Source organism: Corynebacterium sp., from assembly GCF_022712275.1.
Classification (GTDB): domain Bacteria; phylum Actinomycetota; class Actinomycetes; order Mycobacteriales; family Mycobacteriaceae; genus Corynebacterium.
Map to the genome: position 1 here is coordinate 40507 of NZ_JALAGU010000016.1, position 16925 is coordinate 57431.

The 16925-nt window shown below is 67.9% G+C and carries 12 protein-coding genes; 10 read left to right on the top strand and 2 right to left on the bottom strand.

From position 1 onward, the window contains the following. The first annotated feature begins 24 nt into the window (after nucleotides 1-24). The 8 genes from Q0A27_RS02985 (at nucleotide 25) to Q0A27_RS03020 (ending at nucleotide 13966) form a co-directional block, all read left to right on the top strand. On the top strand, nucleotides 25-2475 hold the full coding sequence (locus Q0A27_RS02985) for a glycogen/starch/alpha-glucan phosphorylase (protein ID WP_291473588.1): 2451 nt from the start codon (nucleotides 25-27) through the stop codon (nucleotides 2473-2475). Next, on the top strand, nucleotides 2472-4784 hold the full coding sequence (gene glgB / locus Q0A27_RS02990; RefSeq protein ID WP_291473589.1) for a 1,4-alpha-glucan branching protein GlgB: 2313 nt from the start codon (nucleotides 2472-2474) through the stop codon (nucleotides 4782-4784). The genes Q0A27_RS02985 and glgB overlap by 4 nt, the downstream gene beginning before the upstream one ends. Beyond that, nucleotides 4781-6091 (top strand): glucose-1-phosphate adenylyltransferase, encoded by a 1311-nt coding sequence (gene glgC / locus Q0A27_RS02995; protein WP_291473590.1) that lies wholly within the window; start codon nucleotides 4781-4783, stop codon nucleotides 6089-6091. The genes glgB and glgC overlap by 4 nt, the downstream gene beginning before the upstream one ends. Nucleotides 6092-6096: 5 nt before the next feature. Beyond that, complete coding sequence (glgA, locus tag Q0A27_RS03000) at nucleotides 6097-7605, top strand: glycogen synthase GlgA (RefSeq protein WP_291473591.1); 1509 nt, start codon at nucleotides 6097-6099, stop codon at nucleotides 7603-7605. Continuing rightward, nucleotides 7602-9857 carry a glycogen debranching protein GlgX gene (gene glgX, locus Q0A27_RS03005; protein WP_291473592.1) on the top strand — a complete coding sequence of 752 codons (2256 nt, stop codon included), beginning with the start codon at nucleotides 7602-7604 and terminating at the stop codon, nucleotides 9855-9857. The genes glgA and glgX overlap by 4 nt, the downstream gene beginning before the upstream one ends. Nucleotides 9858-10066: 209 nt before the next feature. Further along, a complete protein-coding gene (gene hisN, locus Q0A27_RS03010; RefSeq protein ID WP_291473593.1) occupies nucleotides 10067-10918 on the top strand; it encodes a histidinol-phosphatase in 852 nt (283 codons plus the stop codon). A gap of 15 nt (nucleotides 10919-10933) precedes the next feature. Continuing rightward, nucleotides 10934-12604, top strand: a complete 1671-nt coding sequence (gene pgi / locus Q0A27_RS03015; RefSeq protein WP_291473594.1) for a glucose-6-phosphate isomerase — start codon at nucleotides 10934-10936, stop codon at nucleotides 12602-12604. A gap of 348 nt (nucleotides 12605-12952) precedes the next feature. Beyond that, nucleotides 12953-13966: a DUF559 domain-containing protein gene (locus Q0A27_RS03020; RefSeq protein ID WP_291473595.1), complete on the top strand. Its 1014-nt coding sequence runs from the start codon at nucleotides 12953-12955 to the stop codon at nucleotides 13964-13966. 79 nt (nucleotides 13967-14045) lie between these two features. Here the strand turns inward: Q0A27_RS03020 and Q0A27_RS03025 are convergent, their stop codons facing one another. Continuing rightward, entirely contained in the window at nucleotides 14046-14903 is an 858-nt protein-coding gene (locus Q0A27_RS03025) for a DNA-formamidopyrimidine glycosylase family protein (protein WP_291473596.1), read from the bottom strand. Nucleotides 14904-15214: 311 nt separating this feature from the next. Here Q0A27_RS03025 and Q0A27_RS03030 point away from each other — a divergent pair, with 311 nt between their 5' ends. Together Q0A27_RS03030 and Q0A27_RS03035 are read left to right on the top strand one after the other, a co-directional pair. Beyond that, the gene (locus tag Q0A27_RS03030; protein ID WP_291473597.1) at nucleotides 15215-15574 is read left to right on the top strand and encodes a hypothetical protein; all 360 of its coding nucleotides are present in this window, start codon (nucleotides 15215-15217) and stop codon (nucleotides 15572-15574) included. Beyond that, the gene (locus Q0A27_RS03035; RefSeq protein ID WP_291473598.1) at nucleotides 15553-15756 is read left to right on the top strand and encodes a hypothetical protein; all 204 of its coding nucleotides are present in this window, start codon (nucleotides 15553-15555) and stop codon (nucleotides 15754-15756) included. Before Q0A27_RS03030 ends, Q0A27_RS03035 begins: the two co-directional genes overlap by 22 nt. A gap of 38 nt (nucleotides 15757-15794) precedes the next feature. On the opposite strand, the gene Q0A27_RS03040 is transcribed toward Q0A27_RS03035, so the two are convergent. Further along, on the bottom strand, nucleotides 15795-16910 hold the full coding sequence (locus Q0A27_RS03040) for a ferrochelatase (RefSeq protein ID WP_291473599.1): 1116 nt from the start codon (nucleotides 16908-16910) through the stop codon (nucleotides 15795-15797). Nucleotides 16911-16925 lie beyond the last annotated feature (15 nt).

The following is a 16925-nucleotide window of genomic DNA, read 5'->3' on the forward strand; positions in this document are numbered from 1 at the left end:
CCCCTGAGGACAACCTGGAGCCCCATGTCCGAGAGAATTCCCGTCCGTGGCGTTGAACGCGACGATCTCACGCTGCCCGAGCCGACCGCCGACACCTTCCGCTGGTGGCTGCTGCACCACCTCCAGTTCACCGTCGGCAAGGACCCGGAACACGCCTCGAAGACAGACTGGCGTCTAGCCCTGACCCACACGATCCGTGACCGGGCGGTGGCCCCCTGGTTCGAGTCGACCCGCAGGACCTGGGCCGAGGACCGCAAGCGCGTCCACTACCTGTCCATGGAGTTCCTCATCGGGCGTCTTCTGGAGGACGCCACCATCAACCTCGGACTGCGTGACGTCGTCGGGGAAGCCCTCGATCAGCTGGGCCTGAACTTCGCCGAGCTCACCGACGATGAGCCGGACGCCGCCCTCGGCAACGGCGGTCTGGGTCGGCTGGCGGCCTGCTACATGGAGTCCATGGCCACCCTGGGCTGCCCCGGTTTCGGCTACGGTCTGCGCTACGAGCACGGCCTGTTCAAGCAGAGCTTCGACCACGGCCGCCAGATCGAGACCCCGGAGGACTGGCTGGCCACGGAGAACCCGTGGGACTTCGTCCGTCCGGAATCCGCCTACGACGTCGGCTTCGGCGGACATGTCGAGGATGCCGGGGACGGTCGCCGCATCTGGCACCCCCGCGCCCGGGTCCGGGCCGCCGCCCATGACACGCCCGTCATCGGCTACGGCGGCAACTGGGCGAACACGCTGCGACTGTGGGCCGCACTGCCCACCGCCGACCTGTTCGACCTGGACCGCTTCAACGCCGGAGAGTTCGTCGCGGCGTCCAACCATGAGGCCATGGCGCGTGCCCTGTCGAAGGTGCTGTACCCCAACGACTCGACCGAGGGCGGCAAGGAACTACGTCTGTCCCAGGAATTCTTCCTCACCTCGGCCTCGGTGCAGGACATCCTGCGCCGCTACCTGACCTCGCACTCCGATCTGTCACGCCTGCCGGAGTACGTGGCGATCCAGATGAATGACACCCACCCGGCGATCGCCGGTCCGGAGCTGATCCGCCTGCTCGTCGACGAGCACGGCTTCGCCTTCGACTCCGCCGCCGACATCACCACGCAGGTCCTCGGGTACACCAACCACACCCTGCTGCCGGAGGCGCTGGAGCGCTGGTCGCTGGGGCTGATGGCGAAGACCCTGCCCCGTCACCTGGAGATCATCGAGCGTCTCGACCACCGGGAAATCGAACTGTGCGGGCCGCGCCCCTACGGGGTCGGGCTGATCGGCGACGGTCACGTGAAGATGGGCGAGCTGGCGTTCGTCACGAGCCACAAGGTCAACGGCGTCTCCGCCCTGCACTCCGACCTGGTCAAGCGGGACCTGTTCCCCGTGATGGACCAGCGGCACCCGGGCCGGATCCTCAACGTCACCAACGGTGTGACGCCGCGTCGCTGGTTGAAGCTGGCGAACCCGCCGCTGGCGCAGCTGGTCACCGACACCATCGGCGAGGGCTGGGAGACCCGCCTCGACCGGCTCACCGGCATCGAGGACCACCTCGACGACCCGGGCCTGCTCGACGCCTTCGGTGAGACCAAGCGGCTGGCCAAGGAGCGCCTCGTCGCCTGGCTGAAGGAGCACCACGACATCGAGGTGCCGGTGAACGCCCTCTACGACATCCAGATCAAGCGTCAGCACGAGTACAAGCGGCAGCTGCTCAATATCCTGTGGACCATCGCCCGGTGGCAGCGCATCAAGCGCGATCCGACCAACGGCGGCAGGGGCTGGGTGCCGCGCGTGAAGATCTTCGGTGGCAAGGCAGCGGGCAGTTACGAGGCCGCCAAGGACATCATCCGGTTGATCAACGATGTCGCCGAGGTCGTCAACAACGACCCGGACACCCGCGATCACCTGCGCGTGATCTACCCGCCGAACTACGACGTCTCCATGGCGGAGAAGCTCATCCCCGCCGCCGACCTCTCCGAGCAGATCTCGACCGCCGGCATGGAGGCGTCCGGCACCGGCAACATGAAGTTCGCCCTCAACGGCGCGCTGACGATCGGCACACTGGACGGTGCGAACGTCGAGATCCGTGAGCAGGTCGGCGCCGACAACTTCTTCCTCTTCGGCCTCACCACCGACGAGGTCGCCGGGCGGCGGCAGATGCCGGACCACTCCCGTGCCGCGATCGACCAGAGCCAGGCACTGCGCGATGTGCTGCAGGCTGTCGCCGAGGGTACGTTCAGCCCCGGCGAGATGTACCGCTACGGCGGGCTGGTCGACAACATGTGGAACAGCGACTGGTTCCTCGTCGCCTCCGACTTCGGCTCCTATGACGCCGCCCAGGACCGGGTCGACGAGGTCTACCGCGATCCCGCGCAGTGGCAGCGAAAGGCCCTGATCAATGTGGCGCGGATGGGTTTCTTTTCCTCGGACCGGTCGATCCGGGAGTACATGGAGAAGATCTGGGACGTCAGGAGTGCGCTGTGACTCCCCGTGAGGAACAACCACCCCCTGTCCTCACCGACGAGGACGCCGCCCACATCGTCGCCGGCACCCTCAGTGACCCCTTCGCCGTGCTCGGTCCGACCTCCGACGGGCACCATGTCGTGGTGTACATCCCCGGCGCGTCCTCCGTCGCGGTGGTCAATGACACCGACGAGGTGGACCTGACCCCGTTCCCGGACGCCCCCGGCGTGTTCACCGGTCAGATCCTGCCCTACTACCGGCTGCGGGTGACCTGGCCGGGGATCGGCTACGGCGAAGGGTCCACCGAGATCCGTGAAGACCCCTACCGCTTCGGCCCGGTCATCGGCCCGGCCGACGAGGAGCTGCTCCGTAAGGGCACGCACCGCAGGCTGTGGGAGGTGCTCGGGGCGCATGTGACCACGCACGAGGGGATCGACGGCGTCCACTTCGCGGTGTGGGCCCCGGAGGCCTCCCGGGTGAGCGTGGTCGGGGACCACGACGCCTGGAACGCCTCCGCCCATCCGATGCGGTTGCGCGGGTCGACCGGGGTGTGGGAACTGTTCCTGCCCGGCCTGGGCGAGGGGGCGGTCTACAAGTACGACCTGCTGGACGCGCACGGGGAGCAGCTGCCGCAGAAGGCCGACCCGGTGGGCTTCGGTGCCGAGCCGGCACCTGCGACCGGGTCGGTGGTGCGTCGGCTCGGGCGCCACGACTGGAAGGACGCCACATGGATCAACCGTCGTAGCGACCCGACCACACCCGGTGTCGGTGACCGGGACCGGCCGGTGAGCATCTTCGAGGTCCATCTGGGGTCCTGGCGCCGGCACGCCGACGGCACCCCGCTGACCTACCGGGAACTGGCCGTGGATCTCCTCGACTATGTCGCTGACCTGGGCTTCACCCATATCGAGGTACTCCCGGTCTCGGAGTACCCCTTCCCCGGCTCCTGGGGCTACCAGCCGATCGGGTTGTACGCGCCGACGAACCGCTACGGCACGCCGGAGGACTTCGCTGCCTTCGTGGACGCCGCCCATACGAAGGGTCTGGCGGTGCTCGCCGACTGGGTGCCCGGCCACTTCCCCACCGACGCCCACGGCCTGGGCCGGTTCGACGGCTCCGCCCTCTACGAGCATCTCGATCCACGCCGCGGCTTCCACCCGGACTGGACGACCTGGATCTTCAACTACGGGCGCCCGGAGGTGGCGAACTACCTCACCGCCAATGCCCTCTACTGGCTCGACGAGTACCACCTCGACGGCCTGCGGGTGGACGCCGTCTCCTCGGTCGTGTGGCGCGACTACTCCCGCCGCGTCGGCGAGTGGGTGCCCAATGACGAGGGCGGACGCGAGAACTACGAGGGCATCGACATGCTGCGGGACACCACCGGTGAAACCGCCACCGGGTTCCCCGGCACCACGATGGTCGCCGAGGAATCCACCACCTTCCCCGGTGTCACCGAGCCACCGGACGCCGACGGACGCCCCGCCGGACTGGGGTTCGACTACAAGTGGAATCTCGGCTGGATGAATGACTCGCTGACCTACTTCGGCCGCGACCCGCTGTACCGCAGGTTCCACCACAACCAGCTGACCTTCGGGCTGACGTACGCCTTCACCGAGGCGTTCATCCTGCCGGTCAGCCATGACGAGGTGGTGCACGGCAAGGGGTCGATGTACGGCCGGATGCCCGGTGGCCCCGACCACGGGGCGAGGCTGGCGAACATGCGGGCCTTCTACGGCTACATGTGGGCGCATCCGGGCAAGAAGCTGCTGTTCATGGGCACCGAGTTCGGCCAGGTCGCCGAATGGGACTTCGCCGGTGAACTGGAGTGGAACTGCCTGGACGATGCCGGTCACACCGGGGTGCAGTCCCTGGTCCGGGATCTCAACCGGCTCTACCGGACCACACCTGCCCTGTACCGCCGCGACGGCGATCCGGGCGGCTTCCACTGGCTCATCGTCGACGCCGACGGGTCCGGTTCCCCGGATACCCCGGAAGCCGCCGACGAGGTCTTCGCCTGGGTACGCCACGGCGGCCCGGGTGACCCGCGGGTGGTCGTGGTGCTCAACCTGACCCCGGTGGAGCGCTCCGGCTACCGGCTGCCCTTCCCCGCCGCCGGGACCTGGACCGAGGCGCTCAACACCGACTCGGCCTTCTACGGCGGCGGTGACGTCGGCAACCGTGGCACCGTCACCACCGAGGCTGTGCCCTGTGGCGGCGAGAAACACTCCGCCCTGGTCACCCTGCCACCCCTGTCCGCCATCTTCTTCGTCGAGAAACCTGACTCCACACCAGACTCCACACCTGACATCACGGAGGAAACACCATGACCACAGCAGCTCTTCCCCGTCCCGAATCCGGTGGTATGCCCGTCGGCGCCCAGCCACGGCTGACAGCCCAGACCATGGCCTTCGTCCTCGCCGGTGGCCGCGGCTCCCGGCTCCAGGAACTCACCGACCGGCGCGCGAAACCGGCCGTGTACTTCGGCGGAAAGTCACGGATCATCGACTTCGCCCTGTCGAATGCGCTGAACTCCGGTATCCGCAAGATCGCGGTCGCCACCCAGTACAAGGCACACTCACTGATCCGCCACATGCAGCGCGGCTGGAGCTTCTTCCGCGCCGAGCGCAACGAGTTCCTCGATATCCTGCCGGCGTCCCAGCGCGTCGCCGGTGAGAAGTGGTATGCGGGCACGGCGGACGCCGTCACCCAGAACATCGACATCGTCGACGACTACGGCGTGAAGTACGTCATCGTCCTGGCCGGTGACCACATCTACAAGATGGACTACGAGCTGATGCTGCGTCAGCACGTCGACACCGGTGCGAAGGTCACCGTCGGCTGCCTCACCGTGCCACGGGAGGAGGCGTCCGGTTTCGGCGTCATGCACACCGACGTCACCGGCCGCATCGTCGACTTCCTCGAGAAGCCGGCTGACCCGCCGGCGATGCCGGGGCACCCGGACATGTCCCTGGCGTCCATGGGCATCTACGTCTTCGAGTGGTCCTTCCTACGTGAGATTCTCCGGGAGGACGCCGCCGACCAGACCTCAGCCCACGATTTCGGCCACAACATCATCCCGAAGATCGTCAAGGACGGCTCCGCCTACGCCCACCGGTTCAGCGAGTCCTGCGTGATGACCGGTCATGAGACCCGCCCCTACTGGCGGGACGTCGGTACCGTCGACGCCTTCTGGCAGGCCAACATCGACCTCACCGCATTTGTCCCCGACCTGGACCTCTACGACAACTCCTGGCCGATCTGGACCTACTCCGAACTGGTGCCGCCGGCGAAGTTCGTCCACGACGAGGACGGACGCCGCGGCTCCGCGGTCCAGTCGACGGTCTCCGGCGGCTGCATCATCTCCGGCGCCGAGGTGAAGAACTCCATGCTGTTCACCAACACGCGCCTGCGGTCCTACTCGGAACTCGACCATGTGGTGCTGCTGCCCGGCGCGCAGGTCGAACGCAGCGCCCGGCTGACGAACTGCGTCGTCGACAGCGGTGTGGTCGTCCCCGAGGGGCTGGTCATCGGCGAGGATCCGGAGGAGGACGCCAGATGGTTCCGCCGGACCGAGTCCGGCATCACCCTGGTGACCCGGCCGATGCTCGACCGACGCCGCGAACTGGAGAAGTGACCGGCATGTCTCCCCGTCACCGCACCCGGCGCGTCCTCTCCGTCGCCTCGGAGTGCGCACCGCTGATCAAGACCGGTGGTCTCGCCGACGTCGTCGGCGCCCTGCCTGCCGCACTCGAACCCCTGGGGTGGCACACCCGCGTCCTGCTGCCCGCCTATCCGGCCGTCCTCGCGAAGCTGGCCGAGGCCGGCACGACGCTGCGCCGGGTGTGGGCCACCGAGGACCTTTTCGGTGGGCCGGCGACGGTACGGCGTGGTGTGTACCGCGCTGCCGGCGGCACCGAACTCGACCTCATGCTGCTGGACGCCCCGCACCTGTTCGACCGGCCCGGCGGCCCCTACTCCGTCGACGGCCACGACCACGTGGACAACCATGTGCGCTTCGCCGCGCTGTCGTGGGTCGGGTCACGCCTGGCGGTGGAGGGCACGACCGACCGGTGGCGTCCGGACCTGGTGCACGCCCATGACTGGCAGGCCGGGCTGGTGCCCTCCTACCTGAAGTACGCCGACTGTGACGTCCCCACGGTCGTGACCGTGCACAACATCGCCTTCCAGGGCATCTTCGGCCCCGACCAACTCGACCGGCTGAAGCTGCCGACCTGGGACTTCCACCCGGAATCCCTGGAGTACCACGGCCTGGTCTCCACGCTGAAGGCCGGGATGGTGCACTCCTCGCGGGTCACCACCGTCTCCCCCAGCTACGCCACGGAACTCGCCACCCCGGAGTTCGGCTTCGGGCTGGAGGGGGTCGCGGCGATGCGCCTGGACCGGGGTGAGATGACCGGCATCCTCAACGGCATCGACACCGCAGCCTGGGACCCCGCCACCGATCCCGCGGTGACGCCCTACTCGGCGTCCGACCTCGCAGGGAAGGACGCCAACCGCGGGGCACTGCTCGCCGAGTTCGGGCTGGACCCTGCCGGTGACCGCCCCGGGCCGCTGGCGGTCGTCGTCACCAGGCTGACCCACCAGAAGGGTGTCGACCTGCTGTGTGACGCACTGCCCGGTTTCCTCGATGCCGGCGGGACCGTCGCCGTGCTCGGTTCGGGCGATCCCGGCTATGAGTTCGCCCTCGGTGAGCTGGCCGCCCGCTACCCCGGGGCGATGGGTGTGTGGATCGGCTACGACGAGGCCCTGAGCCACCGCATGTACGCGGGCGGGGACCTGGTGCTCGTGCCTTCACGGTTCGAACCGTGCGGGCTGACCCAGCTCTACGGGCAGCGCTACGGTGCCCTGCCGCTCGTCGCCGCGACCGGCGGGCTGCGCGACACCGTCACCGACGCCACCCCGGAGAATCTCGATGCCGGGACCGCCACCGGGTTCAGCTTCGGTGACGTGCGCCTCGGCGGGACGGTCGACGCCGGTGGTCTCGGCTTCGCCCTCGGTCGGGCCGCCGACCTGTACCGCGATGCGGACGCCTGGGACCGACTGCGACGTACCGCGATGACCACCCCGGTGGACTGGGGCACCTCGGCGTCCCGCTACGCCGACCTCTTCGGGGAGCTGGTCGGGTGAGCAGACTGACCGTCTCACGGGGCACACCTGCACCGCTCGGGGTGACCGTCGACGGGGACGCCGTGAATGTCGCGGTGTGGGCTCCGGAGGCGACCACCGTGGAGTTCTGCCTGTTCACGGCGCGGGACGACGGGACAGACACCGAGCTGCGCGTCCCCCTGCCCTGGCGTTCCGGCGGAATCCGCTACGCCCGCATCACCGGCCCCGGGCCCGGCGACCGCTACGGCCTGCGGGTCGACGGTGTGTGGGACCCGGACACCGGCCGCTACGCCAACCACGCCAAGCTGCTCATCGACCCGTACGCGCGGATCATCGAATCCCCGCTGACCTGGCATCCGCTGATGTCCGGCTTCACCGATGACGGGGACGCCGACCCACGGGACAGTGCGCCGGTCGTGCCGAAATGTGTGATCCCCGGGGTGTCCTCCCTGTCATCCCTGTCATCCCGGCCGGAACACCCCCGGCATGACGCTGCCGACCTCATCATCTACGAGTCCCACCTCAGAGGTCTTTCTGCCGCGCACCCGGAGGTGCCCGAGGACCTGCGTGGCACCTATGCAGGCATGGCTCATCCGGCGGTCATCGACCATCTCACCGGCCTGGGCGTCACCGCGGTGGAACTGCTGCCGCTGCAGACCTTCATCGACGACCGATTCCTCGTCAACCGCGGGCTGACGAACTACTGGGGCTACCAGCCGGTGAACTGGTTCGCTCCCGAACCCCGCTACGCCACGGACCGGAGCGGCGTCACCGCGGACCGGGAACTGCGGGAACTCGTCGACACCCTCCACACCGCAGGGATCGAGGTCATCCTCGACGTCGTCTACAACCATTCCGGTGAAGGTGACGAACTGGGCCCCACCTTGTCGCTGCGCGGCCTGGACAACAACGGCTACCACCTCATGGACGGACCCGAGTTCGTCGACGACACCGGCACCGGCAACACTCTCGCCGTCGACCGTCCGCCGATGCTCCGCCTGGTCACCGACAGTCTGCGGTACTGGGTGACGGACATCGGCGTCGACGGTTTCCGCTTCGATCTCGGCGCCACCCTCGGTCGTGTCGGGGTGGGATCCTCCGCCGGATTCACCCCGGATGCCGCCTTCTTCCGCGCCGTCGCCCAGGACCCGGTGCTCTCGCAGGTCCGGTTCATCGCCGAGCCCTGGGACATCGGGCCGGACGGCTACCGGCTCGGCCAGTTCCCCTGGCCGTGGGCCGAATGGAACGACCGGTTCCGCGACGGGATCCGCCGGCTGTGGCGTGGGGACAGTCCCGGCGCGACCGACCTGGGTTCCCTGCTGCTCGGATCGGCGGGTCTGTTCGACGGTCCGACGCGCTGGCCGGTCGCCCCGGCGACAACCTCCGTGAACTTCCTCACCGCCCACGACGGCTTCACTCTCACCGACGTGGTCTCCTACAACGACCGGCACAACGAGGCCAACGGCGAGCACGGCAACGACGGCCACGGCGAAAACTTCTCCGACAACCTCGGGGCCGAGGGGCCCAGTGATGACCCGGGTGTGGTCGAGGCCCGGGCACGACGTGTCCGCGGGATGCTGGCCACGCTGCTGCTTTCCCAGGGGACGCCGATGCTGCTGGCCGGTGATGAACTGGGCAACAGCCAGGGTGGGAACAACAACGCCTACGTCCAGGACAACCCCACCGGCTGGGTCGACTGGTCGGGGGTCCACGGTGACCTGCTGGCCTTCACCCGTGAACTCATTGCTCTTCGTCGACGGCTGCCGGTGCTACGTCAGTCGGCGTACCGCCACGGGCGGCCCCGCGCCGACGGGCACCGGGACGTGGAGTGGTTCCGCGTCGACGGCACCCCGATGACCGACACCGACTGGCACGCGACCGACGGCCGCCCGGTCGGGGTGATCCTGCGGGGCACGGCGGGGGACACCGACGGCGAGGCGAACTGCGGTGCCGTGGCTCTGGTGGTGAACACCGGCTGTGGTGCCGAGGTGTCCCTGCCCTCAGGTGGAAGTGGAGGCGCGGGCGGCAGTGTTGAGGAGGGTGTCGGCGGCCCGGTCGATGGTGACGACAACAGTCGGACCTGGACGCTCGAACTCGACTCTGCGCGTCCCGGCGTCCTCAACGAGTCACGGAAGCGACCCGACAGGGTGGTTCAGGATGCTGAGACCACCCCCTCGGGTCGTACCGGGGACAGCACCAGAGAAGGAACCTGGGACGGCACCGGCCCCTACCCCGTCCTCGGACAGTCCGTGGTGGTGTTCTCGGCCGGGTGAGCGTCACCGACGACGTGCCCGGGCCGACTCCACGCCATCACCCGGACGGACCGGATGCTCCCGCACCACGTCCGGCTCACCGTGGATCCCACCGGTGCCCATCCCGGCGCAGGGGGCCACGGCGACGGAAGACCGGGGACGCCGCACGGACCCCGGATTCCGCCGGGCTCACACTGCAGGCATTTCGGCCCCCGCCTATTCTGGAGGCCATGAGTCAGCCCCCGGCCGCGAGCCCGAACCACACGTACGCCGACGACCTCAATCTGGCACTGAACATCGCCAACGCCGCCGACGCCATCACCATGGACCGGTTCGGCGCCGGCGATCTGGAGGTCCATGCCAAGCCGGACCTCACCCCGGTCTCCGACGCGGACACCGCCACCGAGCAGAAGGTGCGCGACCTCATCTCCACCCACCGTCCCGAGGACGCCGTCCTGGGCGAGGAGTTCGGCGGCGATGCCGGAAAGGCCGGACGCCAGTGGGTCGTGGACCCCATCGACGGCACCAAGAACTACGTCCGCGGCGTTCCGGTGTGGGCCACACTGATCTCCCTGCTCGTCGACGGCGTCCCCGCCGTGGGTGTGGTCTCCGCCCCCGCGCTGGCACGGCGCTGGTGGGCGGCCGAGGGTATGGGTGCCTGGCGCACCTTCAGCGCCGACGGCACCGACACCGCACGCCGGATGCACGTCTCCAAGGTCGCCGACGTGGCGGACGCCTCGGTCTCCCTGTCCTCCCTGACCGGGTGGCGGGACGCCGGCCTGCGTGACGAGTTGATCACCCTCACTGACTCGGCCTGGCGGCTTCGCGGCTACGGCGACTTCTGGTCCTACTGCATGGTCGCCGAGGGCACCGTGGATGTCGCCGCGGAACCCGAGGTCAACCTGTGGGATCTCGCCGCACTCGACGTCATCGTGAGGGAGGCCGGGGGTACATTCACCTCCCTGTCCGGAGTCCCCGGCCCTGACCAGGGTTCGGCAGTCGGATCCAACGGTCTGCTGCACGATGACGTCCTCGCCGCACTCGGCGGCGGCGTCTCCCACGGCGAGACCGAGGCAAAGTAGGTTACCGTGGAAAACATGACGCCACTCACGTCCCTCCCTGAATGGAACGCTCTGGTCGACGAGACTGCGCGGATCCGCAACACCACGCTGCGGGACATGTTCCGCGACGACCCCGGCCGGTCCGGGGACCTGTCGTTCGACTGCGGACCCCTGCATGTCGACCTGTCGAAGAACCTGGTGGATTTCCCGCTGCTGCGGAAGCTCACCGGCCTGGCCCAGGCCTCGGGGGTGGAAAAGCACCGCGCGGCGATGTTCGCCGGCGAGCACATCAACGTCACCGAGGACCGGGCGGTGCTGCACACCGCGCTGCGCATCCCGGTGGACCAGGACCTGTCGGTCGACGGCCAGGATGTCGCCGCCGACGTCCACGACGTCCTCGGCCGGATGCGTGACTTCGCCAAGGCCCTGCGCTCGGGCGCCTGGCGCGGCTCGACGAACCACACCGTCAAGGAAGTCGTCAACATCGGCATCGGCGGGTCCGACCTGGGCCCGATGATGGCGGCGAAGGCGCTGCGCCCCTACCAGACGGCGGGCATCACCCCGCACTTCGTGTCCAATGTGGACCCTACGGACCTGGTGGAGAAGCTCGACGGACTGGACCCCGAATCCACCCTCTTCGTCATCTCCTCGAAGACCTTCACCACCTCGGAGACTCTGGCGAACGCCCATGCTGCACGTCGTTGGCTGCTGGGCAAGCTCGGCACCGACACCTCCGACGAGGACGCCGTGCGTGCCGTGGTGGCCAAGCACTTCGTGGCCGTGTCGACGAACGCTGAAGAGGTCTCGAAGTTCGGCATCGACACCAGGCACATGTTCGGTTTCTGGGACTGGGTGGGTGGACGCTACTCGGTGGACTCCGCCATCGGGCTGTCCCTCATGGCCGCGATCGGGCCGCGTGACTTCATGGAGTTCCTCGCCGGGTTCCGCGAGGTCGACGACCACTTCTCCTCCGAGCCGCTCGAGATGAACGTGCCTGTGCTCATGGGCATGCTCGGGGTCTGGTACACCAGCGTGCTCGGCGCGCAGTCGCACGCGGTGCTCCCCTACTCCCAGGACCTGGGGCGTTTCCCCGCCTACCTGCAGCAGCTGACGATGGAGTCCAACGGTAAGTCGGTCTGCCTCGACGGTTCGGCGGTGACCACGGAGACCGGTGAGATCTACTGGGGCGAGCCGGGCACCAACGGACAGCACGCTTTCTTCCAGTTGCTGCACCAGGGCACCCACCTGATCCCCGCCGACTTCATCGGCTTCGTCAACCCGCAGGACGACATGGTCGCCGCCGACGGCTCGACGAGCATGCATGACATGCTGCTGGCCAATTTCCTGGCACAGACCAAGGTCCTGGCCTTCGGCCGGTCCGCGGAGGAACTGCGCGAGGCCGGGGTCGAGGAGTCCCTGATCCCCCACAAGGTCATGCCGGGCAACCGGCCGTCGACGACGATCCTCGCCGACAAGCTCACCCCGCGGGTGCTGGGCGCACTGATCGCCCTGTACGAGCACATCACCTTCGTCCAGGGGCTGGTGTGGGGCGTGAACAGCTTCGACCAGTGGGGCGTGGAGCTCGGTAAGAAGCGTGCCTCCGACCTGCTCCCTCTGCTCACCGAGGGCAGTTCCCTGCCGGTGGACACCGGCGACGCCTCCACCGACGACCTGGTGGAGTTCATCCGGTCCCGCCGGGTGCGGTAGGTGTGGTAGGTGCGGTAGGTCGCTTCAGGCCCCGCTCCTCTCGTCACTTGCGAGAACGACTCGACAGGGTGGTCTGCCCGACGTAGACCACCCTGTCGAGTCGTCTTCGGCGTTCGACTCTCCCGAACCTGGCGTCCGGCTGCCCCGGTTTTCCACAGGTACCGACCGAAACCGGAACAGAGTTGTCCACAGGGACCCACGGTTTTCTCGACAGTCCGCCCCTCCTCTGCTGTACTTCCCCGCACCCGGCAGGACCGGGGTGGCCGATCATCGCGCAATCAGGGACAGGGGAGCATGGGAAAGCGAGAACGATCTCGGGGCCGGGGGCCTTCACACACATGGCGGGTGATGCCGACGGTCGTCCCGGTCAGTCGCACCACTGTCGCCGCCAGGGACGATGTCACCGACTGGTCACTTCGACACAGCTACACCGCTGTCGCACGTGGTGTCGTCATACCGACCCCGGAAGACTGGGACCCGTCTCAGTTTGACGGCTTCGGCCTCGACATCGTCACCAGAACCTGGGGAAATCACCTGGTGCATCCCGAGGCTGTGGTCGGTGGGTGGGCAGCGGTCGCCGTGTACGGACTCAAGTGGGACCGGGCTGACTGCGCCCCCGTTGTCCTTCTCGCGGAAAGGCGTCCGAAAGGGACGCTGGCCTCGGCCAAGGCTGCACTGCACCCGCTGCGTCCGGTGTTCCTGCGACTTCCACCGGGCACAGAGACCCGGACGCCCTGTCTTCGTTTCCCGTCAATGAAGGTGGTGGCACCGCAGGTCGCGGCGGTGCAGTGCCTGTGGACGGTCATCACCGGGCGACACTCCTGGTGGGTCCATGATGTTCCCGGACTGACCCGGGTCGATGTCATGGCGGTGCAGTTTCTCGACGCTTTCGCCCAGTGCACCTGGATCACCCGCGAAGAGATCCGGACGACAGTGAAGGGCGTCATTCCGCAGAAGGTGGTGACCAGGTTGCTGGATCTCTCGGATGGCGGGGCACAGTCCCCGATGGAGACGGTGATGCGGTTGATCGTCCGGGATGCATTGCCGGCGCCATACCGGTGGAAGTCACAGATCCGGGTCGACTTTCCCCCGGACGCCGGAGCCGGGTGGACACCCCGGACCCTTCCTGATCTGGGGTGTGAAGAGTTGAAGATCGCCCTGTACTACGACGGGGGCCACCACACCGAGGGGGCTCAGACCGAGGTCGACTTCGACCAGTTCCACGCGCTTCGTGATCTGGGCTGGGAGGTGCTCCGGTTCAACAGGAGCCATCTCCGCGATCCGCAGGCGATGCTGAAACTCGTGGAGAACGCGGTAGACCGGGCGATGCGCCGCAGAAACGACTCCGGAGCTGCTGCGTGACCGACCCGACTGGTTGGTCCGCGGCGGGCAACAACCCTGTCGGGTCGCTCACGCGGCGAGGGGCTGATGGTCGGGAAGATCACTCCGCCTGGCAGACCGGGCACCACCAGATGACGCGTTCGAGCTCGCCCTCGTCACCGTCGGCGTCCACCCCGCCGAGGAAGCTCTTCATGATCGGGGATCCACAGCGTCGGCAGGCCTTCTCCGCGCGTCCGAAGACGTAGTTGCCCATGCCGGGGCGTCGGTCGCCGGTGAACAGGCGCCGCGGTTCCAGGCGGTTCTCCCACATCACCCGGCGTGAAAGGTCGAGAAGATGCGCGGCGGTGGTCGTGGCGACCTCCCCCGTTCCGACGGGACGCCGTGGGTCGACGCCGCCGAGGAAGCAGACCTCTGCCCGGTACTCGTTGCCGATGCCGGCGACATTGCGCTGGTCAAGCAGCGCAGCGCCGATGGACCGTTCGGGTCGGTCGAGAATGCGTCGCAGTGCCTCGTCGCGTCCCGAGATGCCATCCGACGGGGTGGACGCCCAGTCCGGGTCGAGGATGTCAGGACCGAGATGGGCGACGACTTCCCCGTACCGGTCTCGGTCGAAGAGACGCACGAAACCCAGTGAATGCCCGACGACCTCGATCTCCGGGCCGCCGGCATGCTGCGGTGCGAAGCCGAGGACGACGCGGGCGGTGTAGCCGGGGCGTCTCCACCGGGTACCGGCGGTGTGGATCGACCAGACGCCCTCCATCTTCAGGTGGGTGTGCAGGACGCGCCCGCCGATGTCCATGAACAGGTGTTTCCCGTAGGGCCACACCTCGGTGACGGTGCGTCCGGCGAGGTTCTCCGTGGCGAAACGGGGGACGCGGATGTCGGAGCGGGTGAGTATGCGGCCACCCATCCACTGCATGCGGTTGGACAGCTGCAGGACGGAATCGCCTTCGGGCATGGGTGGCTCCTCTCTGACCTCCGTCGGTTCAGTCATCCGTCGGTTCCTGCGGTGACCGTGTCATCGGGGAGACTACTCCCCCGCAACCGGCGACGACTGCGGGTCATAGGCTTGACGTGGAGGATCGGTCCGCGGTCATCGCCTATGTGCACTGCAACCTGACGCAGGCGTTCTCCGGTCAGCATGAGCTCCAGCAGGCCCTGCCCGACTCAGAGCTGCCCCCGACGCCCCGGTCGACCCCGTCTGAGAATGGCGTCCTCCGGTCCGGGGCGGCTGCGCCACACATAGCGACAGAATGTCGCAGGAGTGAGATGTCAGTGTTCATCGCCCTACGGGAACTGCGCTCCGCCTGGGGCCGGTTCACCATGATCGGGGTCGTCGTCGCCCTCGTCGCAGCACTGGTGGGAATGGTCTCCGGCTTCACCATCGGCCTCGGCAACGACACGGTCTCGGCCCTGAGACCGTTCGACGTGCACTCCGTGGCCTTCGCCACCGGAACCTCGGACTTCAACCGGAGCACCGTGTCCGGACACGATGTGGAGGTCTGGACCTCCCGTGACGACGTGGCCGCCGAACCCCTCGGGGTCTCCATGGTCCGCAGCGAGGTCACCGGCAGCGACAGCACCACCGTGGACATGCCACCTTCGGTATGGACCCCTCCGGTTCCCTGACCCCGGACATCACCGACGGCACTCCTGCCACCGGGCCCGGCGAGATCGTCGTGTCCTCGAAGCTGCTCGCCGATCTGCTGCACCGGGTCACTGCGGCATCGGGGTGCGTGACCGTGGTGGCCACGCATGATCCCGACGTCGTCGCGGTCGCGGACCGTTCACTGGACCTGACGGAGTTGTAGGACGCCGCGACCGACGTACAGGAGTGGGCCGCCGCTGTTCAGGCCCCGCAGCACCCGACCGCACACGGTGAGCCGTTGACGGCACCGCCGAAATTGGGCACTGTTCCGCAACGGTCGCCTGCACCTGCGGTGTTCGATACGCCGTCAGACACCACAACCTCATCGATGAGATCGCAGACGAGTTGTGCGAAGGACCGCGTCGGTCCGGGAGTAGCGGCCCGTCGGAAGCCGATCCCCAGCTCATCGGCAACCTCCTTCGCCTCGGTGTCCAGATCCCACAGCACTTCGACATGGTCCGAAACGAATCCCACGGGGCACAGCACCACCGGGCGGCGGTTGCCGTGGCTCACCCGGTCCCGCAGATGGTCGCAGATGTCCGGGTCCAGCCAAGGCACTGTCGGCGGACCGGAACGCGACTGCCACACCACATCCACGTCAGCGTCCGTGGCAACTCGGAACGAGGACGCCGCCCGGATCAACCGTGCGGACTCCCGGACCTGACCTGAGTAGAGGTGGCCATCACCCTGGGCCGGACCTGATTCCCGGTCTGCACGAACCGGCACGGAATGGGCGGTGAAGACAAGATCGGCGTCCACGGCCCTGTCGCTGAGGTCACCCGGGTCACCGAGGGAGCGCCGGGCGTCATCGACAGCGGAGGCGAAAGTGTTGATCAACAGCGGATGGTCATGGAACTGCCGCAGCCGTTGAAGCCGGGGCGGAGTCTTGCCGAGCTCCAGGACCGCCCGGCGGGCTCTGGCTATGTCCTCGTGATACTGGCGGCACCCGGAGTATCCACCCCAGGCCGAGGTCGCGAAGACGAGCGCGTTACGGATACCGTCGTCGGCCATCCGTTCCACGGTGTCCTCGACCATCGGATGCCAGTTCCGGTTGCCGAAGTAGACCGGCAGGTCACGGTGACGTGAGGCGAGTTCATCCCCGATGTTGCCGATCATCTCCCGGTTCAGGTCGTTGAGGGGGCTGCGGCCGCCGAGCGCGAAGTAATGCTCACCGACGACCTCCAGACGTTCGCGGGGTATTCCTCGTCCACGGGTGACGTTCTCCAGGAAAGGGACGACGTCCGTCGCCCGCTCAGGTCCGCCGAAGGACAGGAACAACAACGCGTCGACCGGTTGTTCGTTGACGAGGGTGCTCACATGATCTCCTTGGTG

Excerpts from the sequence above, each read along its gene's own strand:
- glgA (WP_291473591.1), top strand. The coding sequence starts at position 6,097 with ATGTCTCCCCGTCACCGCACCCGGCGCGTCCTCTCCGTCGCCTCGGAG.
- hisN (WP_291473593.1), top strand. The coding sequence starts at position 10,067 with ATGAGTCAGCCCCCGGCCGCGAGCCCGAACCACACGTACGCCGACGAC.
- Q0A27_RS03035 (WP_291473598.1), top strand. The coding sequence starts at position 15,553 with ATGGACCCCTCCGGTTCCCTGACCCCGGACATCACCGACGGCACTCCT.
- Q0A27_RS03020 (WP_291473595.1), top strand. The coding sequence starts at position 12,953 with ATGCCGACGGTCGTCCCGGTCAGTCGCACCACTGTCGCCGCCAGGGAC.
- glgC (WP_291473590.1), top strand. The coding sequence starts at position 4,781 with ATGACCACAGCAGCTCTTCCCCGTCCCGAATCCGGTGGTATGCCCGTC.
- pgi (WP_291473594.1), top strand. The coding sequence starts at position 10,934 with ATGACGCCACTCACGTCCCTCCCTGAATGGAACGCTCTGGTCGACGAG.
- Q0A27_RS03030 (WP_291473597.1), top strand. The coding sequence starts at position 15,215 with ATGTCAGTGTTCATCGCCCTACGGGAACTGCGCTCCGCCTGGGGCCGG.
- Q0A27_RS02985 (WP_291473588.1), top strand. The coding sequence starts at position 25 with ATGTCCGAGAGAATTCCCGTCCGTGGCGTTGAACGCGACGATCTCACG.
- Q0A27_RS03025 (WP_291473596.1), bottom strand. The coding sequence starts at position 14,903 with ATGCCCGAAGGCGATTCCGTCCTGCAGCTGTCCAACCGCATGCAGTGG.